This window comes from Microvirga terrestris (genome assembly GCF_015694425.1).
In the GTDB taxonomy this organism is placed as follows: Bacteria; Pseudomonadota; Alphaproteobacteria; order Rhizobiales; family Beijerinckiaceae; genus Microvirga; species Microvirga terrestris.
The window spans coordinates 418,706-437,951 of sequence record NZ_JADQDN010000001.1 but is presented as its reverse complement, the minus strand read 5'-3'; the positions used below and the strand labels follow the sequence as shown (position 1 = coordinate 437,951).

Sequence of the window (19,246 nt, the reverse complement as noted above, 5' to 3'; positions counted from 1 at the left end):
TTCGCCGTCCGGGATGACGCATTTCATCAAGCGGCCGCCAGCGCCGCCTCGATGGCCGCGAGCGCTGCTTCGGCCTGGGCGCCGTCCGGTCCGCCGGCCTGGGCCATGTCGCGGCGTCCGCCGCCACCTTTGCCGCCGAGCTTTTCAGAGCCCACGCGCACGAGGCTGACGGCATCGTATTTATCGGTCAGGTCTTCGGTGACGCCGACCACGATGCCCGCCTTGCCGTCATCGCCAACGCCGATGATGGCGACCACGCCGGAACCGAGGCGCTTCTTACCCTCGTCGGCGAGGCTCTTGAGGTCCTTCATCTCGACGCCTGTGACCGCGCGGGCCATGAGCTTGATTCCGGCCACGTCCTTGACCGGATCGCCGCTACCGGACGCACCGCCGCCCATGGCGAGCTTGCGCCGGGCCTCGGCCAGTTCGCGCTCCAGCTTGCGGCGCTCCTCGAGCAGCGCGGACAGGCGGGCCGAGACATCATCGACCGGCGTCTTAAGGAGGTTCGCGACTTCCCGGAGCTTGCGGCTCTCCTCGGCGAGGTAGCGGCGGGCGGCGTCGCCCGTCATAGCCTCAAGGCGGCGGACGCCGGCCGCGACCGCGCTCTCGCCCACGATAGTCACCACGCCGATGTCGCCGGTGCGGTTCACATGGGTGCCGCCGCAGAGCTCAATGGAGAAGGTCTTGTTGTCGTCGGCCTTGCCCATGGACACGACACGGACCTCATCGCCGTATTTCTCGCCGAAGAGCGCGCGGGCGCCGGATTCAATTGCCTCGTCGACCGCCATAATCTTGGTGACCACCGGCTCGTTCTGAAGCAGCACCTTGTTGGCGATTTCCTCGACCTTGGTGAGCTCCGCGTCCTCGATGGGCTTCGGGTGGCTGAAGTCGAAGCGCAGGCGGTCCGGCGCGACCAGCGAGCCCTTCTGGGCCACGTGATCGCCGAGCACTTGGCGCAGGGCCTCGTGCAGGAGGTGGGTGGCCGAGTGGTTGGACCGCACGGCCGCACGGCGTGCGTGATCGACGTTCAGCTCCAGCGATTGATTGGGCTTCAACGAGCCGTGCTCCACGGTGACGTGATGCACGAAGAGGTCGCCGAGCTTCTTCTCGGTGCCGGTGACGAACATACGGGCGCCCTCGCCCTGCATCACGCCGGTATCCCCGACCTGGCCGCCGGACTCGCCATAGAACGGGGTCTGGTTGAGCACAACGAGGCCGCTCTCGCCGGCCTTAAGCTCGGAGACTTCCTTGCCGTCCTTGAGCAGCGCCAGGACGATGCCCTCGGCGGCTTCGGTGTCGTAGCCGAGGAATTCGGTCGCGCCGGTACGCTCCTTCACGGCGAACCACACGGTCTCCGTCGCCGCCTCGCCGGAACCCGACCAGGCCGCCCTGGCCTTCTCGCGCTGGCGCTGCATGGCGGCGTTGAACGCGTCCGTGTCGACGCCGATGCCGCGGGGCTTCAGGGCATCCTGCGTGAGATCGAGCGGGAAGCCATAGGTGTCGTAAAGGGTGAAGGCCGTGTCGCCGGAGAGGCTCTGCCCCTCGCCGAGATTGCGGGTCTCCTCGTCGAGGATCGTGAGGCCGCGCTCCAGGGTCTTGCGGAAGCGGGTTTCCTCGAGCCGCAGGGTCTCGACGATCAACGCCTCGGCGCGGATCAGCTCAGGGTAAGCCAGTCCCATCTCGCGCACGAGAGCAGGCACGAGGCGGTACATGATCGGGTGGCGCGCGCCGAGGAGCTGCGCATGGCGCATGGCGCGACGCATGATGCGCCGGAGCACGTAGCCGCGGCCCTCGTTCGAGGGCAGCACGCCGTCGGCCACGAGGAAGCACGAGGTGCGCAGGTGATCGGCGATGACCCGATGCGAGACCTTGCGGTCGCCCTCCGGCGCCACGCCGGTCGCGTGAGCGACGGCCTCGATGAGGGTGCGGAATAGGTCCGTGTCGTAGTTCGAGTGCACGCCCTGCAGGATCGCGGCGACGCGCTCGAGACCCATGCCCGTGTCGATGGAAGGTTTGGGCAGAGCGATGCGGTTGCCGGGCTCGATCTGCTCGTATTGCATGAATACGAGGTTCCAGAATTCGAGAAACCGGTCGCCGTCCTCCTCCGGGCTGCCGGGAGGGCCGCCCCAGAGCTTGTCGCCCTGGTCGATGAAGATTTCGGAGCACGGGCCGCAGGGGCCGGTATCGCCCATCTGCCAGAAATTGTCGGAGGTCGGGATGCGGATGATCTTGGAATCCGAGAACCCGGCGATCTTCTTCCACAGGTCGGCCGCCTCGTCGTCCGTGTGATAGACGGTGACGAGGAGCTTGTCCTTCGGCAGGTCGAACTCCTTGGTGATCAGGTTCCAGGCGAGCTCGATGGCCCGCTCCTTGAAGTAGTCGCCGAAGGAGAAGTTGCCGAGCATCTCGAAGAAAGTATGGTGGCGCGCCGTGTAGCCAACATTGTCGAGATCGTTGTGCTTGCCGCCTGCCCGCACGCATTTCTGTGAACTCGCGGCCGTGCTGTAGGGGCGCTTCTCGACGCCCGTGAAGACGTTCTTGAACTGCACCATGCCGGCATTCGTGAACATCAGGGTCGGATCGTTGCGCGGCACGAGCGGGCTCGAGGCCACGACCTCATGGCCGTTCTTGGCAAAGTAATCGAGGAAGGTCGACCGGATTGCGTTGATGGACCGAAGTTCGTTGGCGCCGCTCATGGGTTCTCAAGCTTAAGGTAAGGGCTTTTCAGGGCCCGAAAGGTATGATGGTGGCCGGTTTTAGCTGCCTACGCCCGCGCTGTCGAGGCGGCGTTTCGGACAGGCTTGCCTCCGTCCCTGCCACTCCCCAAACGAAAAGACCGCCGCGATCTCTCGCGACGGCCTTTCTTTGCCCTTGAAGGAGAGCAAAGCTTAGTCGGCGGAACCTTCGTCCAGGTCGTCGGCGGTCGGGGTCGCCTGATCCAGGATGCGGTCGGCCAGGAGGCCGGCATTCTGGCGGATGAGACTTTCGATCTTGTCGGCGACCTCGGGGTTGTCGCGCAGGAACTGCTTCGAGTTCTCACGACCCTGCCCCAGGCGCTGGCTGTCATAGGAGAACCAGGCACCCGACTTCTCGACGATGCCGGCCTTGACGCCGAGATCGATGAGCTCGCCCACTTTCGAGACGCCCTCGCCGAACATAATGTCGAATTCGACCTGCTTGAAGGGCGGAGCGACCTTGTTCTTGACGACCTTGACGCGAACCGAGTTGCCGATCGGATCGTCACGATCCTTGAGGGTCGAGACGCGGCGGATGTCGAGGCGCACGGAGGCATAAAACTTCAGGGCGTTGCCGCCCGTCGTGGTCTCCGGCGAGCCGTACATGACGCCAATCTTCATGCGGATCTGGTTGATGAAGACCACCATGGTCTTCGACCGGGAGATCGAGCCGGTGAGCTTGCGCAGGGCCTGGCTCATGAGACGGGCCTGGAGGCCCGGCTGCACGTCGCCCATCTCGCCGTCGAGCTCGGCCTTCGGGGTCAGAGCCGCCACGGAGTCGATGACGAGCACGTCAATGGCACCGGAGCGCACCAGGGTGTCGCAGATCTCAAGCGCCTGCTCGCCCGTGTCGGGCTGCGAGATCAGGAGATCGTCCAGGTTGACCCCGAGCTTGCGGGCATAAACCGGGTCGAGCGCGTGTTCCGCATCTACGAAGGCGCAGACGCCGCCCTTCTTCTGGGCTTCGGCGATGGTGTGCAGGGCAAGGGTGGTCTTGCCCGAGGATTCCGGCCCGTAAATCTCGACGATGCGGCCACGGGGCAGACCGCCGACGCCAAGCGCAATATCGAGGCCGAGGGAACCCGTCGAAACGGTTTCGATTTCAACCGGCTGCTGGCCCTTGCCGAGCCGCATGATCGAACCCTTGCCGAAGGCACGCTCGATCTGGGACAGCGCCGCGTCGAGAGCTTTGGTTTTTTCTTTATCCATTGATGAGCTTTCCACCAGTCTCAGGGAGGACTGTGACATGACCTAACATCCTTATGGCAGGAGGAAGAGTGAATCTCAACGCGGTGTTGAGAGAATATATGTACTCACTTTGTTCCCCCGTACAAGTTCTTTTTTCGTTCTCATTCGGGAATTCACAGATCCCGCGCGGGGCACGATGACGCAGAATTAAAGACTAGTTAAAACAGAAACTTAATGGTCGATCACCTGCTTCACCGTCTCAACCAGCTGCCGCAGGCTGAAGGGCTTGGGCAGGAAGTTGAACTCTTCCCCTTCGGGCAGGTTCTTGCGGAAGGCTTCTTCGGCATAGCCGGAGACGAAAATCACCTTGAGGTCCGGATAGAGCTTGCGTAACTCGCCGAGCAGGGTCGGGCCGTCCATCTCCGGCATGACGACGTCGGAGACCACGAGATCGACCGGCGCGCCGCGCTGCTCGATGATCTCCATGGCCTCGACGCCGGAAGCCGCTTCCAGCACGGTATAGCCGCGGGCGGAGAGTGCGCGGGCATTCACGGCTCGAACGGGATCCTCGTCCTCGACCAGAAGGATCGTACCCTGCCCGGTCATGTCGGCGGCCGGCTTCTTGATCACCTCCGGCTTCACTTCCTCGGGCATCTCCTGCACGGCCGGAATGTGCCGCGGCAGGTAGATGCGGAAGGTCGTGCCCTGGCCCGGGGTCGAATCCACGTCGATGTAGCCGCCGGACTGCTTGACGATGCCGAACACGGTGGACAATCCCAGACCGGTGCCCTTGCCCACTTCCTTGGTAGTGAAGAACGGCTCGAAGATCTTCTCGATGATTTCCGGCGTCATGCCGGAGCCGGTATCGGAGACTTCGACCATCACGTATTCGGCCGGCGGCATGGCGCTCACATTGAGCCGCTCCGCCTCGGCCGCAGTGACATTCGCTGTGCGGATGGCAAGCTTGCCGCCACCAGGCATGGCATCGCGGGCATTCACCGCGAGATTCACCACCACCTGCTCGAACTGGTTCACATCCGCCTTCACGAACCACAGGTCGCGCCCGTGATTGAGATCCAGCGCTACCCGCTCGCCGAGAAGGCGCTTGAGCAGCATGGAAAGATCGTAGAGCTGGTCGTTGAGGTTCAGCACCTCCGGCCGCAGGGTCTGACGGCGCGAGAAGGCGAGCAGCTGGCGCACGAGGCCGGCGGCCCGGTTCGCATTCTGCTTGATCTGCATGATGTCCTGGAAGGACGGATCCGTCGGCCGGTGGTTTGCGAGCAGCAGGTCGCTGTAGCCGATGATGGCCTGCAGCACGTTGTTGAAGTCATGCGCGACGCCGCCGGCGAGCTGACCGACAGCATTCATCTTCTGGGCCTGAGCCAGCTGCTCTTCCACTTTACGGAAATCCGTGGTGTCGAGGGCGTAGAGGATCGCCGTCTCCCCGTCCGCGCCCGTGTCGCCGACGGGCGTCACCCAGACACGAACAGAACCGCCGCCTTCGGCCACCGTCTGCAACTCAAGGGGTGGGATGTCTCCCTTGTTCGCGGCCGCTGCCTTGAGGGCCGCTTCGATGGCCTCTCGCTCGCGGAATGCATCGGGGATCGATGGGCCGTCCGCCCCGTTCTCCCCCGTGCGTGGCAGCGCGCCGAAGAGCCTGGAGAACGGTGCATTGGCATGGACGATGCGGCTCGCACGATTAACGGTCGCGATGGCAATTGGGGTGTTGTTGAAGAACCGCGCGAAACGCACCTCAGCGGCGCGCTGTCCCTCGTCGATCTCTCCTCCGGCCGAGCGGTTGAGAACGAGCGTGCGCGATGCGCCCATGCCACCGTCCTGGCCGAACGCGATGCGGTGATACAGGCGCACCGGCAGGAACTGGCCGTTGCGCCGGCGCAGATCGAGATCGAAGGTCTCGGTGCGCACGCTGCCCGGCTCGCCGGAGAACGACGTCATCATCGATGCGACATTGCCCGGCACGATGTCGGTTAACTTCAAACCGCCGGAGCCGACCTGCGCGAGATCGTAGTCGAGCCAAGACGCCAGCGTCGCGTTCAAATAAACAATGGAGCCGCCGGGATCGACGGACAGGAAGCCCGCTGGGGCATGATCGAGATAGTCGATGGCATGCTGCAGTTCCTGGAAGACGTTCTCCTGGCGCTCGCGTTCATGGGTCACTTCGGAAATGGCCCAAAGTGCCGCCTGCCGACCTTTCGGCCGCGGCACGGGCCGCACGCGCACCCGGTACCAGCCGAATTCCCGCGCGTTGTTGAGCGAGGGCGACAGGCGGACCTCCTCCGTGCCCGTACGATGCTCGCGTGCCGCCTGCGCGAGCCGGTAGATGGCCTCCGACACTTCGGGCGCACCAATGAATAGGCGTTCGACCGGCAGCACCTCGCCGCCCTGCAATCCGGCAAAGGCAAGATAGGCCTCGTTCGCGTAGGTGATGCGCCCATCATCCTCAACCACCACGAGTCCGTCACCTGACGTGTCTGCCATAAGCTTAGTGATATCGTTGCGAGCCGTTTGACCGGAGAACTGAACGACGCCGATTGCCATCGCAAAGAGAAAAAAGACGCCCGCCATGGCGAAGAACGCGAGCAGCATGAGGATCAGAGGCTGGGCCTGCTCGATGCCGAGAAAACGCAGGCTCAGCGTCGCGCCGACGATGAGGCCAGCCAGGAGCAGCACCCATCCGATATGACCGTGACGGTCGGAGCGGTCGATGGCCGAACCCTTTGGCGTATCGGCTTCGTAAGCCATGGAATATCAACATCCTCAACGGAGGCGGATGTGCCTCACGGCATCGGCTGCAGGGTTGCAGCCAACCGCTCGATCTTTTCCGATCATATTACACGGTATTTATTGATCGACCTCTAAGGTGCCACCACCGGCGGATGCAAGCGCCGGTCCGGGCTGTGCAGGCCTCATCCATGAGAGCCGTCACAGGAAATCCTTATTTTCCTTGATGTAACAGCCGGCAGCACCATCTTGGACAGATCACAGAGAGCCGTTCCTGTGTTCTCGACCTCATGTCGAAGCCAGGCTTGCGTTAACCATCTGTTAACCTTGCCGGTGGCTTTGGCGGTCAATGTGGTACAACCAACACAGAAGTGGCCTGCGAAGGCCAGTCAACGTTTGAGAGTTCATCGTGTCATCTCTTTTCGGTCTCGAAGCACCGCGGGCAGTTCAATTTGCAATCGCCTTCGCGATCATTCTGATCCTGCTCGTGCTCTTAGGACTCGTGTTGCGCAAGGTCTGGGGTGGCCGCCTGATCATGCCGGGCAGCGATCGTGGCGGCCGCAGCCGTCAGCCGCGACTGGGCATCGTGGATGTGTATGATCTCGACCGGCAGCGGCAGCTTCTGCTGCTCCGTCGGGACAATGTCGAGCACCTCCTCCTCATCGGAGGGCCTAACGACGTGGTGATCGAGACCAATATCGTCCGCGTTTCCGGCGCGCGCGTTCCTGCTCCTGCCGTCGATATGGGCGCGGAACGCTTCGAGCCCTCGCTGGATCAGTCGCCTCGCGCCCCCCAGGTCGAATCCAACGGCAGGCCTTCCATCGAAAGCCAGCTCGCCGCCCAGCTTGGGTCCTTCGTGCGTCGTCCGTCGGAGGAATCCGACCTCGAGGAGGAGCTCTCTCCGGTGGCGACCGTCAGTGCGCCGGTTCCGGCCCATCCCGAACCGGTCCTGAAGCCGGACGCCGTCGCGGTCTCCGCATCTCCTGCCATCCAGGGCCTGCGCGCCGAGGCACGGACGCCATCGTTCCAGAACACGCCCCCCACCCCTCCCGCACCTCCTCCGGCAGAGCGCCCGGAGCCGCGTCCCCCCTTCACCCCACCGCCGTTCCAGTCACGGGCAACCCCTGTGCCGCCGGCGCCGCCCGTGCAACCGCTTGAGCCCGTCCGGCCACCCGAGCCGGCAACGAGCGAGCGAGCGGCCCCCGATGCCACCCTGCTCTCGGATATGGCCAAGCAGCTCGAAGAAGCCCTGAAGCGCCCGGCGAGCCCTGTTCCGCCGCCGGTGGCTGCTGCGCCGGCTCCCGTCAGCATGGCATCTCCGACAGTGCATGAGGACATCAGCGACGAGGAAGACGCCCCTCTCGAGCCGACCTCGGCCGACGAGGAGCCCATCACGTCCTTCGACGAGCCCGCGGAGGAAGAAGATCTCGCCGATGAGCCTGAAGCCCCCGCTCCGGCCCAACCCGCACCGCCTGTCGAGCCGGTCCGGACCGCTCCGTTAGCGCCTCCTCAGCCGGCGTCGGCCCCCCTTCCGCCTCAGGCCAAGGAAACGGCCTCGGCGGAGAAAGCCGCCGATCCGTTCTCGGTCGAGGATATCGAGGCAGAATTCGCCCGGCTACTGGGGCGCCCCCTCGACCCGAACAAGAAGGGGTGAGGCAAGGCCTCTGCCCCTGACGACAAACGAAGAAGGGCTCCGCTAGCGGAGCCCTTTTCATGTTCAATGCAGGACCGGATCAGTCGTCCCGGTAGACCCGCTCGTTGCGCTCGTGGCGCTCCTGAGCTTCGAGGGAGAGCGTCGCAATGGGGCGGGCCTCCAGGCGCTTGAGGGAGATCGGGTCGCCCGTCTCCTCGCAATAGCCGTAAGAGCCGTCCTCGATCCGCGCGAGCGCGGCATCGATCTTGGCGATCAGCTTGCGCTGACGATCCCTGGCGCGAAGCTCGATGGCGCGGTCCGTTTCCGACGAGGCGCGATCCGCAAGGTCAGGGTGATTCTCGTTCTCGCTCTGCAGCGTCGCGAGGGTCTCCTGAGCCTCCTTGAGGATGTCGTGCTTCCAGCGGATCAGCTTGCGCCTGAAATACTCCCTCTGCCGCTCATTCATGAAAGGCTCGTCTTCTGTCGGACGGTAGCCTTCATCAATCACGCTATCTGTCATGTTCAGCCGTTCTTCCCCGATGAACCGTGGCGCCCCTATATAGGCAAGGAGGGATCGCGACAACGAGATTAAGCGTCATCGATTTGTCTAATGAGCCCCGGCACCCCTTAAGAGCCTTGGATAGGCGCAAGCCGAACGATATGTCGCACCATCAGGAGGCGGCTGCCTCCGCCCGGCTGATGAGCTCCCCGGCGACATCGCCGATCTTGGGCGCCTCCTCCCGGATGAAGGGAAGCGGCCGACAGACCGATAGGGCAGCCAGGCCGAACCGGGCGGTCATGAGCCCGTTCAACACTCCTTCGCCAAGCTTGGCGGATATTCGAGCTGCGAGACCTAAACCCAGCACCTGCTGCATGAGGCTGTCCCCAACCGCCACACCGCCGGTGACCGCAAGATGGTTGAAGGCGGCCTTGGCGAGCCGCAGGAAGCCGAGGAAGCCGGGCCGGCCGCCGTAGATCCGGGCCAGCGTCCGCAGGAGACGCACGGCCGCGAAGATCACGAAGGCCACATCGACGATGGCCCGGGGGCTCACGGCCGTCACGAGGGAGACCTGCTTGGCCGCCCCGGCAATGGCGCGCTTGGCCTGCATGTCGAGAGGCGCGAGCAGCTCGCGCTCCGCAATGGCGAGACGGTCGTCGGCATCGATGATCTCGTCGGTGAGCCCTTTAAGACGGGCGCTCCCCTGCGCAGCCGCTGCCCGGCCGCCGTAGAGGCCGATGAGATCCTGGACGATGCCTTTGGCGGCCTTGTGGTCCTTGACGGCCAGCGCATCGACCGCGGCCTCGCGCAGGCTCTCGATCTTCTGCTCGCGCCAGATCCCCGAAACCTCCCGCCCGATGATGGCCAGGAAAGCCAGCAGCGCAATCACGGCCAGGGCGAGGGCCACCCAGCCGAGCCATGGCGCGACCCGGTAGAGATCGACGATCAGGTTCTCGACGGCGAGACCGAGACCCAGCAGAAGCAGCCCCGACAAAGCGGACAGCAGAATACCGACCCAGGGCGCCCGGCGCTTCACTCCCATCGGCACCACGACGCCGTCGGCGGCCTCGATGGCATCGAATGGCTCTTCCGTGACCTGTACGGCGCCGGCAGTGATGTTCGGATCGTCGAGACGGTAGGCGCGAGGTTGGCGGCTCATGTGAAGCGATCCCCCAGGAGGAACTCAAGGGCCCGGTCAAGACGAATGTGAGGCATCTTGGCCATGCGGCCCGCCGCATCGACGGGCAGCTTCGGCGGACGGAAGCGCGGAAACCGGAACGAGCCGGGCGGCACCGCTCCCTGAAACACCGCCTCCGCAGTTTCCGGCAGCTCGCCTGGAAAGATCGCGGCCTCTGCCTCGCCGTCGAAGACCTCGTCGCCGACGCGCTCGCCAGCTTCGGGAATGCCGGCAACGGCCCGCAGGGTCTCGCGTCCCTCGCGGATGGTGGTCTCCCGGGTGGCGCGCACCGAGGCGAGCGCCACCGTGCCCACCCGCGCCCCAGCGGCCTCGGTCCGGCGCGAGGCCCGGTTCACGAGCAGGCGCAGGATGGCATCGAGCCGGTCATGATCGGTGTGGTGGATGTGGTCGGCCTTAGTGGCTGCGAACAGCACCCGGTCGGCCCGGGGCGAGAACAGGCGGGACAGGAGGGTGTTGCGCCCGGTCCGGAAGGCCATGAGCACCTGATCCAGCGCCTCCTCCAGCTCGGCGAGCGCCACAGGCCCGGCATCGATGGCGGCGAGCACGTCCACCAGCACGATCTGGCGGTCGATGCGTTGGAAATGATCGCGGAAGAACGGCCGGACCACATGGGTTTTGTAGGCCTCGAAGCGCCGCTCCATCAGGGCCGCAAAGCTCCCAGCCGCGATGGGCTGGCCCTGGGGTAGATCGAGCGGCGCGAAGGTGAGCGCCGGCGAACCGGCAAGATCGCCGGGCATGAGGAACCGCCCCGGCGGGGTCGTCGCCACCGCCTCGGATCCGGCACGCAGGGCCGTGAGGTACTCCTTGAAGGCTTCGCTTGCCTTCGATGCGAGCATCTCGTCGGAAGCGCCTGACGGATCGAGGGTTTTCAACGTTTGATGCCAACGGTCTGCCATGGACACCCGATCACGCTTGCGGCTTGCCTCGATGGTCTGGCGGGACCATTCCGCATAGCCCGCATCGAGAAGCGCCAGGTCGAGCAGCCATTCGCCCGGGTAATCCACGATGTCGAGGGCAAGTGTTGCCGGCCCGGTGCGCCACCCGCCTTTTCGCTCGTAGTCGATGTCCACCCGCAGCTCGCTGATCCGATTGGTGGATTGCGGCCAGCGGCGGCCTTCCGTCAGGGCCGCCATGTGCTCTTCGTAGGGAAAGCGCGGCACCGCATCGTCCGGCTGGTGAGCCAGCTGCGCCCGCCGGATCCGCCCCTCGGCCGAGGCCCGAAAGGCCGGCAGGCTCGTGCCACGGGTCAGGTGATGCACGAGAGCGGTGGTGAAGACGGTCTTGCCGGAGCGGGCAAGACCCGTGACGCCAAGGCGGAGAGAGGGCTGGACCAGCTGGCCGGAGGCCTCCCAGAGCGATTGCGCAGCAGACCCGGCGCGGGAGGCGAGATCGGTGATGACGGACACGAAGATGAACCTAATGCTCTCAAGCCAAGCTCGTAGGTGGGGCTTGAAATCCTAACGTGCAAGGCGCTCTAGCGCTCCACGCCCGTCGGTTCATTCCTGAACGCTTGGGCCTTCTGCGCAGCCGCCTGCGCATTCTCCTGCACTTTCGCGATCGCCCGCTCGATCGCTCCCTCAACGAGTTCGGGACTCGCGCGCAGGGTACCAAGCTCAAAAGCCGACATGGCAAGCATCACCTGGGTGAGGTTGGGCTGGGGCGTGCCGTCGGCCGCGAACAGCTTCAGGTCGTCGCTTGGGCCCAAGCCCAGCCCCTCGACCATCCGGCCCGCATAGTTGCGGTGGCGCTGCTCCTCGGAGGGGCAGGCCGCGGCAACCTGAACCTTCTGAGCAGGCTTCGGCGCGGCCGAGGCGATGGTGGCGGCCTCCTTCGCGGGCTTGCGGCGGGTTGCGACGAGCGGCTCCGGCGGCTTGGCCGGCTTCGGCTTCTCGCCCATGCCAGCGGCGATGCTCGGCACGCGGTATTGGGGCGTCTTCGAGGTCATCGGGATCACCATGGAGACCCGGCCCGGCTTGCCGCCCGGACCAGCCTTCGCCGTGTAGCGCACCGCACCGCCCTTTTGCCTGCGCGAGGCGAGATATTGAGCCCGGACAGTGCCGCCGATCCCTCTTACGGCCAGCATCGCCATGCCGCCGATACCCGTCGCCACGTTGCACTCGGCCGGCGCCCAGCGGCGCACGATGTCCAGCGCGGATTTGCGGTTGAACTCCAGGTAGTAGCGCCGGAGCAGGGTAGCGGCGGCATCGGCGCTGTGATCGGCCGAGATGAAACCCACATGGCCCTCGCTGTCGGTGGCGAGCTCCCCGTTCCACCGGGCGCTTTTGATGCACCAGTAATTGTTGAGCTTGACGCAGCGGGCGACGAAGGGGCGCTCGGCGCGGAACAGGGCAGCCATGGCCACCACGGGCTTCGGCTCCAGAGCGTCCATGGCTTCGGAGCGCCAGTTGGTGACCTCGCGGCTAGAGGGCTCGTATCGGGCGGCAACGGCCTGCGGATCGGGCCGGAAGGTATCGCTGGCGGAACCTGAGTCGCCGGGCAGGAGCGCGCGAGCCGCAAGGACGAGCGCATAAAAGGTTTGAGGCACCATGGTGAGGATCAGCCCCTGCTTCGGCCGGAAACAATCGATGAGGTTTCAGGCCAAACGATGGTGGGGCCGATAGGTTCATCCTCAAACCCCTCTCTTGATCATGAGGATCGTGTATTTAACAAGTAGCCCCTTCAGCGGCAGCAGGTATTCATGACCTCCGACGTCCTGATCCGTGTTCTCGAACAAACCGACGCTGAGGCGTTTCGCGACCTGAGGTTAGAGGCGCTCACCGTCGCGCCCGAGGCCTTCGGCGCGAGCTACGAGGAAGAAGCCTCGATACCGCTTGAGGCGATGCGAGCGCATCTGTCCACAAGCCCGAACGTGGTCTTCGGGGCCTTTGCCGATCACGCTCTCATCGGCGTGGCGGGCTTTGCCGTCCATGACCGGGTCAAAGCCCGCCATAGGGGTGTTCTGTGGGGTGTCTACATGAAGGCGGAATGGCGCGGGCACCAGGTGGGCAAAAGGCTCGTTCAGTGCGTCATCGACCACGCCTGTCGACATGTAATAATGCTCGAAGCCGTGGTGGGGCTCACGAACGATAGCGCCCGGAGCACCTATCACGGGCTCGGCTTCAGGCCCTATGGGGTTCAGCGCAAGGCCCTTCGAGTCGGCGACACGTTTTACGACGAAGAACTGCTCTATCTCGACCTGCCGCAATCCGAAGACGCCTAATCGTCCTCGCCGCTGCCCAGCGATTTCGGGGTTACGAATCGATCGAGCCGACCGGTTTTCTTAGCGACGTCGCTCCAGCTCGCCAGCCTGAAATCGATCACGGCGAGGCCGGCGGACGGGTATTTCTGGCCGAGCCGCAGGATGCCGTCCATGTCGCCTTCGCCGATGAGCAGCTTGGCGAGTTCCTCGAAGCCTGGATTGTGGCCGATGAGCAGAAGCGTGCCGATCTCCGGCTTCACCTCGCGGACCACCTCTAGCAGTCGCCCGACGGGAGCCTCATAGATGCGCCCGTCCAGCCGCATCTTGATCTCGCCGAGGATTGGCTGGACACGTTCCCAGGTTTCCTGCGTGCGCCGGGCCGAGGATACGATGGCGAGATCGGGCGCGAGCCGCTCCCGTTTCAGGTAATCGCCCATGACGAGGGCGGCTTCCTGACCCCGCTTCGCGAGCGGACGGTCGACATCGAGGATGCCGGGCGGCCAGCTGGACTTGGCATGGCGGAGGAGCAGAAGGCGGAGCATCAGCGTCCTTCCCGTCTGGCGATGAAGGCCAGCTTCTCGAACAGGCTCACATCCTGCTCGTTTTTCAATAGCGCCCCGTGGAGCGGCGGGATGAGCTTGCGGGTGTCGCGCTCGCGCAGCTGCTCGGGTCCAATGTCCTCGGAGAGGAGCAGCTTGAGCCAGTCGAGCAGCTCCGAGGTGGAGGGCTTCTTCCGCAAGCCCGGGACCTCGCGCACATCGAAGAAGATCTTGAGCGCCTCCTCGACCAGCCGGTGCTTGATGCCGGGGTAATGCACCTCGACGATGCGCCCCATGGTGTCCGGATCGGGGAACTTGATGTAATGGAAGAAGCAGCGGCGCAGGAAAGCGTCCGGAAGCTCCTTCTCGTTGTTGGACGTGATGATCACGATGGGACGCCGGGCGGCTTTGACCGTCTCACCGGTCTCGTAGACGAAGAACTCCATGCGGTCGAGCTCGAGCAGGAGATCGTTCGGGAACTCGATATCGGCCTTGTCGATCTCGTCGATGAGGAGCACCGGCCGCTCGTCCGAGGCAAAGGCCTCCCACAGCTTGCCGCGCTTGATGTAGTTGCGGATGTCCGAGACGCGCGGGTCGCCGAGCTGGCTGTCCCGCAGGCGGGAGACGGCATCGTACTCGTAGAGACCCTGCTGGGCCTTGGTGGTGGACTTGATGTGCCAGGTGATAAGCGGAGCGTTCAGGCTCCTTGCGATCTCCTCCGCCAGGACCGACTTGCCCGTGCCGGGCTCGCCCTTGACCAGGAGCGGACGCTCAAGGGTGATGGCCGCATTGACGGCAACTGTCAGGTCCTCGGTGGCCACATACGATTCGGTTCCGGCGAAACGCGCCATTCCACTCTTCCTCGCTTTATCAGACCCTAAGTCCTGCCCCGGCCTTTCGGCAATCGTCCTCATAGGCTAAGCCCATGACAAACAAATCAGGAGGACAATGACCTATGGCTCATAACCGCTATCACAAGGACCGCATCGGCAATCATAAGCTGAAGCCCGAGACCCTAATGCTGGGCTACGGCTATGATCCGACCCTGTCGGAAGGCGCGGTGAAGCCCCCGGTCTTCCTGACCTCCACCTTCGTGTTCAACAGCGCCGAGCACGGCAAGGAATTCTTCGACTACGTGGCAGGCAGGCGTGAGCCGCCTCAGGGCGAAGCCGCCGGCCTCGTCTATTCCCGCTTCAACCACCCGAATTCCGAGATCGTCGAGGACAGGCTCGCGATCTACGAGGAGGCAGAGGCAGGCCTCCTGTTCTCGTCCGGCATGTCGGCCATCGCCACCACGATCCTGGCCTTCGCCCGCCCCGGCGACGTGATCCTGCACTCGCAGCCGCTGTATGGCGGCACTGAGACCCTGATCGCCAAGACACTCGCCAACATGGGCATCGGAGCCGTCGGCTTCGGCGACGGCGTCGACGAGGCGGGCATCAGGGTCGCCGCCAAGGAGGCGATGGCCAAGGGGCGTGTCTCGGTGATCAAGATCGAGACCCCTTCTAACCCCATGAACACCCTCGTAGATATCGCGTTCATGCGCACCGTCGCGGACGAGATCGGCGAGGCTCAGGGACACCGGCCGGTGATCGTCTGCGACAACACCCTGCTGGGTCCGGTCTTCCAGAAGCCCCTGAAGAACGGCGCCGACATCTCGGTCTATTCGCTGACGAAATATGTAGGCGGCCACTCGGATCTCATCGCCGGCGCAGCGCTCGGCTCCAAGGAATTGATGAAGACCGTACGCCTCCTGCGCTCCTCTATCGGCACCCAGCTCGATCCGCATTCCTGCTGGATGCTCGGCCGCTCGCTGGAGACCCTGGCGCTGCGCATGAACGCGGCGAACCGCAACGGGGAGATCGTCGCCCAATTCCTGCACGATCACCCGAGCGTCGTGAAGGTCCATCACCTCGCCTACCTGCCCGAGGGCTCCCGGGCCCGTCAGGTCTATGAGGAGCAGTGCGACGCCCCCGGCTCTACTTTCTCCTTCGACGTAAAGGGCGGCGAGGCCGAAGCCTTCCGGGTGCTCAACGCGCTCCAGGTGTTCAAGCTGGCAGTCAGCCTGGGCGGCACCGAATCCCTAATCTCGCATCCTGCTTCCACCACCCATTCCGGCGTGCCGAAGGCGACCCGCGACCGCCTCGGCGTCTCGGACGCCACCATCCGTGTTTCGATTGGTATCGAGCACCCGGACGATCTCGTGGCCGATCTGTCGCAGGCGCTGTCGACGTTGGGTTAGACATGTTTAGACGCTCCGTGTCATTCCCGGCCGGAGCGTCAGCGGAGGGGAAGGGAATCCACTCGCGCGCTCGGCGCTTTGGATCCCCTTCCCTCGCCTTCGGCGCGCCGGGTATGACACCCGCTGCATCATGGCCGCTTCCATGCGTTCATGTCGCGCCCGCCATCCACCTCAAGCAGCATTAACCTCTTGCGCATTCCTCGCGGCTAGAACGACAATATCCTCGACCGGAAGGAAGCAATGGCCGCTGCGATAGACCTCTACGCCTATCAGGAACCGATCCTCTTCCTGGCAACGGCCGCTATCGTCGTCCCCCTGTTCCACAGGCTGCGGATCAGCCCGGTGCTGGGGTTCTTGGCTGCCGGCGCATTGCTGGGGCCCTTCGGCCTTGGACGCCTCATTCCCGAATACGCTTGGGTGGACTGGCTCACCTTCACCAATCCGGAAGGCACATCGCGGCTCGCCGAATTCGGCGTCGTTTTCCTGCTCTTCACCATCGGCATCGAGCTGTCCTGGCAGCGCCTGCGCATCCTGCGCCGGCTGGTCTTCGGCTTCGGCACCCTCCAGGTGGTGCTCTGCACCCTGGCCCTGAGCCTTTTTGCCTTGAAGATCGTCAATACCATCACGGCAGCCGTGCTCATCGGCATTGCGCTGGCCCTGTCTTCGACCGCAATCGTTCTGCCCGTACTAGCGGAGCAGAAACGCCTGAATACCTCCGCCGGACGCGCCAGCTTCTCCGCGCTGCTCTTCCAGGACCTCGCAGTCGCGCCGATCCTGTTCACCATCGCGGTGCTCGACACCAGCAAACCCGATGTCACGCTGTCCTCCTTCGTCCTGCTGCTGCTTCAGGCCGTCCTTGCGCTTGTCGTGATCATTGGCCTCGGCCGCGTCATCCTCCGCCCCTTCTTTCAGCTCGTCTCTGCCACGCGGAGCCCGGAGCTTTTCATGGCAGCGTGCCTGCTCGTGGTGATGGTCACGAGCCTGATCGCGGCCGTGAGCGGGCTCTCCATGGCGCTAGGGGCCTTCATCGCCGGCATCCTCCTCTCGGAAACCGAATACCGGCGCGCCGTCGACACGACGATCCAGCCCTTCAAAGGCCTGCTGCTCGGCGTCTTCTTCGTCTCGGTGGGCATGAGCCTCGACGTCTTCCACCTGCTGGAAGCTCCTCTGACGATCCTGGCGGTGGCCACCTTCGTGATCGCGGTCAAAAGCGCGATTATCTTCTGGCTAAGCCGCCCGTTCGGCCTGAATGCGGCCGAAGCCGCCGAGACGGGGCTGCTCCTCGGCCCCGGAGGCGAATTCGCCCTCGTCATTCTCGGCAGCGCCATGGTGGCCGGGCTAGTCCCTAGCAATGTCGGGCAGAACCTCCTGCTGGTCACCACGCTCACCATGGTGGCGATCCCGTTCTTCGCACGCCTCGGGCGCCGCCTGAGCCGCCGACTCGAGAAGAAGCGCCCCGTCGATCCTGCCATCGCTGTCCTCCCCCCGCCGGAGGAGCGCGGACGGGTCATCGTCGCCGGCTATGGCCGCGTCGGCCAACTCGTGGGCGACATGCTCCAACGCCACAAGGTGCCCTATCTCGCCATCGACATGGATCCCGCCCGCGTGGCCGAGCAGCGCAGAGCCGGAAAGCCGGTCTATTTCGGCGACGGCTCCCATCCCGAATTCCTGCGCGCCTGCGGGATTGAGCAGGCCAGGGCTCTCGTCATCACCCTGGACACGCCGAGCTCCATCGGGGCCGTCGTGACGGCGGCCCGGCAAGAGCGGGCCGACATCACCATCGTGTCCCGCGCCCGCGACGACAAGCATGCGGCCCAGCTCTACGACATGGGCGTGGACGATGCGGTGCCTGAAACCATCGAAGCCTCCCTGCAGTTGAGCGAAGCGGTGCTGGCGGATATCGGCGTTCCTATGGGACTCGTGATCGCCTCGATCCACGAACGGCGCGACGAGTTCCGGGAGGTTCTCAAGAGGAGGAATGCCCGCAAACCGGACCGCTCTGAGTTCCGGGCGCGCCGGACCGTTGGGAAATGAACGCTGCGGCGGGAGCGCGATTGGCGCTTGACCTCGCCAGCCAGTGCCCGACATTGGCCGGATGTTCCTGACGTTTTTCACAGAGCTGCGCGCAGCCAAGGTACCGGTCTCCTTCCGGGAGTATCTCGCCCTTCTGGAGGCGCTCGACCTGGACCTCGCCGACAAGAGCGTGGAGGAGTTCTACTATCTGTCCCGCGTCTGCCTGGTGAAGGATGAGCGGCATTTCGACAAGTTCGATCAGGTCTTCGCCCATGTGTTCAAGGGCCTCGAGAGCATGGGCCGCGCCGTCGAGGAGACCGGGATCCCGGAGGAATGGCTGCGCAAGCTTGCGGAGCGCTACCTCACCGACGAGGAGAAGCGCCAGATCGAGGCGATGGGCTGGGACAAGCTCTGGGAGAACCTGAAAAAGCGCCTCGAGGAGCAGAAAGGCCGCCACCAAGGCGGCAACAAGTGGATCGGCACCGCCGGCACCTCGCCTTACGGCGCCTATGGCTACAACCCGGAAGGCATCCGCATCGGCCAGGACAAGAACCGCAACTTCCGCGCCGTGAAGGTGTGGGACAAGCGCGAGTTCAAGGATTTCGACGACAGCGTCGAACTCGGCGTGCGCAACATGCGCATCGCGCTACGCCGCCTGCGCCGCTTCGCCCGCACCGGCTCGGCTGAGGAACTCGACCTCGACGAGACGATCCACGAGACCGCCCACAAAGGCTATCTCGATGTGCGCCTGCGGCCCGAGCGGCGCAACGCCGTGAAAGTGCTGCTCTTCCTCGATGTCGGCGGCTCCATGGACTGGCACATCGAGATTGCCGAGGAGCTATTTTCGGCAGCTAGACTCGAGTTCAAGCATTTCGAGCACTTCTACTTCCACAACTGCGTCTATGAAAACGTGTGGAAGGAGAACCGCCGGCGCTTCGACGAGAAGATCTCTACGCTCGACGTGATCCGCACCTATCCGTCCGACTACCGCGTGGTCTTCGTCGGTGATGCCTCCATGAGCCCGTATGAGGTCAACCATCCCGGCGGATCCGTGGAGCATTGGAACGAGGAATCCGGCCAAGTCTGGCTGCGGCGCATCCTCGACCATTTCCACAAGGCCGTGTGGCTGAACCCGGTGCCACAGCCGCATTGGGGCTACACGCAATCAATCAATCTGATCCAGCAGACCTTCGGTGAGCGCATGTATCCGCTCAATCTCGAAGGCATCGACCACGCCGTGCGCGAACTGGTACGATAG

At 64.4% G+C, this 19,246-nt stretch carries 14 protein-coding genes; 5 read left to right on the top strand and 9 right to left on the bottom strand.

What is annotated here, in order from left to right:
- Positions 1–26: 26 nt before the first annotated feature.
- The 3 genes from alaS to cckA all read right to left on the bottom strand — a co-directional run bounded on the left by alaS (position 27) and on the right by cckA (position 6,686).
- Complete coding sequence (alaS, locus tag I2H36_RS01915; protein ID WP_196262193.1) at positions 27–2,696, bottom strand: alanine--tRNA ligase; 2,670 nt, start codon at positions 2,694–2,696, stop codon at positions 27–29.
- 192 nt (positions 2,697–2,888) lie between these two features.
- On the bottom strand, positions 2,889–3,983 hold the full coding sequence (recA, locus tag I2H36_RS01910) for a recombinase RecA (protein ID WP_196262192.1): 1,095 nt from the start codon (positions 3,981–3,983) through the stop codon (positions 2,889–2,891).
- A gap of 171 nt (positions 3,984–4,154) precedes the next feature.
- Positions 4,155–6,686, bottom strand: a complete 2,532-nt coding sequence (gene cckA / locus I2H36_RS01905) for a cell cycle histidine kinase CckA (RefSeq protein ID WP_196262191.1) — start codon at positions 6,684–6,686, stop codon at positions 4,155–4,157.
- A 388-nt stretch (positions 6,687–7,074) separates the two neighbouring features.
- On the opposite strand from cckA, the gene I2H36_RS01900 reads away from it, so the two are divergent.
- Entirely contained in the window at positions 7,075–8,319 is a 1,245-nt protein-coding gene (locus I2H36_RS01900; RefSeq protein WP_196262190.1) for a hypothetical protein, read from the top strand.
- Positions 8,320–8,398: 79 nt separating this feature from the next.
- Here I2H36_RS01900 and dksA read toward each other — a convergent pair whose 3' ends face one another.
- The 4 genes from dksA to I2H36_RS01880 form a co-directional block, all read right to left on the bottom strand.
- Positions 8,399–8,818 carry an RNA polymerase-binding protein DksA gene (gene dksA, locus I2H36_RS01895; protein WP_036350657.1) on the bottom strand — a complete coding sequence of 140 codons (420 nt, stop codon included), beginning with the start codon at positions 8,816–8,818 and terminating at the stop codon, positions 8,399–8,401.
- Positions 8,819–8,969: 151 nt separating this feature from the next.
- Entirely contained in the window at positions 8,970–9,956 is a 987-nt protein-coding gene (locus I2H36_RS01890) for a YcjF family protein (RefSeq protein ID WP_196262189.1), read from the bottom strand.
- Positions 9,953–11,401 (bottom strand): YcjX family protein, encoded by a 1,449-nt coding sequence (locus tag I2H36_RS01885; RefSeq protein ID WP_196262188.1) that lies wholly within the window; start codon positions 11,399–11,401, stop codon positions 9,953–9,955. The genes I2H36_RS01890 and I2H36_RS01885 overlap by 4 nt, the downstream gene beginning before the upstream one ends.
- Positions 11,402–11,469: 68 nt before the next feature.
- On the bottom strand, positions 11,470–12,543 hold the full coding sequence (locus I2H36_RS01880) for a hypothetical protein (RefSeq protein ID WP_196262187.1): 1,074 nt from the start codon (positions 12,541–12,543) through the stop codon (positions 11,470–11,472).
- Positions 12,544–12,693: 150 nt separating this feature from the next.
- Here I2H36_RS01880 and I2H36_RS01875 point away from each other — a divergent pair, with 150 nt between their 5' ends.
- On the top strand, positions 12,694–13,215 hold the full coding sequence (locus I2H36_RS01875; protein ID WP_196262186.1) for a GNAT family N-acetyltransferase: 522 nt from the start codon (positions 12,694–12,696) through the stop codon (positions 13,213–13,215).
- On the opposite strand, the gene I2H36_RS01870 is transcribed toward I2H36_RS01875, so the two are convergent.
- Both I2H36_RS01870 and I2H36_RS01865 read right to left on the bottom strand, forming a co-directional pair.
- Positions 13,212–13,736: a SixA phosphatase family protein gene (locus I2H36_RS01870; protein ID WP_196262185.1), complete on the bottom strand. Its 525-nt coding sequence runs from the start codon at positions 13,734–13,736 to the stop codon at positions 13,212–13,214. The genes I2H36_RS01875 and I2H36_RS01870 overlap by 4 nt on opposite strands.
- A complete protein-coding gene (locus tag I2H36_RS01865) occupies positions 13,736–14,584 on the bottom strand; it encodes an AAA family ATPase (RefSeq protein WP_196262184.1) in 849 nt (282 codons plus the stop codon). The genes I2H36_RS01870 and I2H36_RS01865 overlap by 1 nt, the downstream gene beginning before the upstream one ends.
- Positions 14,585–14,688: 104 nt before the next feature.
- Here I2H36_RS01865 and I2H36_RS01860 point away from each other — a divergent pair, with 104 nt between their 5' ends.
- The 3 genes from I2H36_RS01860 (at position 14,689) to I2H36_RS01850 (ending at position 19,246) form a co-directional block, all read left to right on the top strand.
- Positions 14,689–15,975, top strand: a complete 1,287-nt coding sequence (locus tag I2H36_RS01860; RefSeq protein ID WP_196262183.1) for a cystathionine gamma-synthase family protein — start codon at positions 14,689–14,691, stop codon at positions 15,973–15,975.
- Between the two features lie 240 nt (positions 15,976–16,215).
- A complete protein-coding gene (locus I2H36_RS01855) occupies positions 16,216–18,009 on the top strand; it encodes a cation:proton antiporter domain-containing protein (RefSeq protein WP_196262182.1) in 1,794 nt (597 codons plus the stop codon).
- Positions 18,010–18,070: 61 nt separating this feature from the next.
- Positions 18,071–19,246: a vWA domain-containing protein gene (locus I2H36_RS01850; protein WP_196262181.1), complete on the top strand. Its 1,176-nt coding sequence runs from the start codon at positions 18,071–18,073 to the stop codon at positions 19,244–19,246.

Coding starts and splice junctions, on each gene's coding strand:
- alaS (WP_196262193.1), bottom strand. CDS start 2,696: ATGAGCGGCGCCAACGAACTTCGGTCCATCAACGCAATCCGGTCGACC.
- recA (WP_196262192.1), bottom strand. CDS start 3,983: ATGTCACAGTCCTCCCTGAGACTGGTGGAAAGCTCATCAATGGATAAA.
- cckA (WP_196262191.1), bottom strand. CDS start 6,686: ATGGCTTACGAAGCCGATACGCCAAAGGGTTCGGCCATCGACCGCTCC.
- dksA (WP_036350657.1), bottom strand. CDS start 8,818: ATGACAGATAGCGTGATTGATGAAGGCTACCGTCCGACAGAAGACGAG.
- I2H36_RS01890 (WP_196262189.1), bottom strand. CDS start 9,956: ATGAGCCGCCAACCTCGCGCCTACCGTCTCGACGATCCGAACATCACT.
- I2H36_RS01880 (WP_196262187.1), bottom strand. CDS start 12,543: ATGGTGCCTCAAACCTTTTATGCGCTCGTCCTTGCGGCTCGCGCGCTC.
- I2H36_RS01875 (WP_196262186.1), top strand. CDS start 12,694: ATGACCTCCGACGTCCTGATCCGTGTTCTCGAACAAACCGACGCTGAG.
- I2H36_RS01870 (WP_196262185.1), bottom strand. CDS start 13,736: ATGCTCCGCCTTCTGCTCCTCCGCCATGCCAAGTCCAGCTGGCCGCCC.
- I2H36_RS01865 (WP_196262184.1), bottom strand. CDS start 14,584: ATGGCGCGTTTCGCCGGAACCGAATCGTATGTGGCCACCGAGGACCTG.
- I2H36_RS01860 (WP_196262183.1), top strand. CDS start 14,689: ATGGCTCATAACCGCTATCACAAGGACCGCATCGGCAATCATAAGCTG.
- I2H36_RS01855 (WP_196262182.1), top strand. CDS start 16,216: ATGGCCGCTGCGATAGACCTCTACGCCTATCAGGAACCGATCCTCTTC.
- I2H36_RS01850 (WP_196262181.1), top strand. CDS start 18,071: ATGTTCCTGACGTTTTTCACAGAGCTGCGCGCAGCCAAGGTACCGGTC.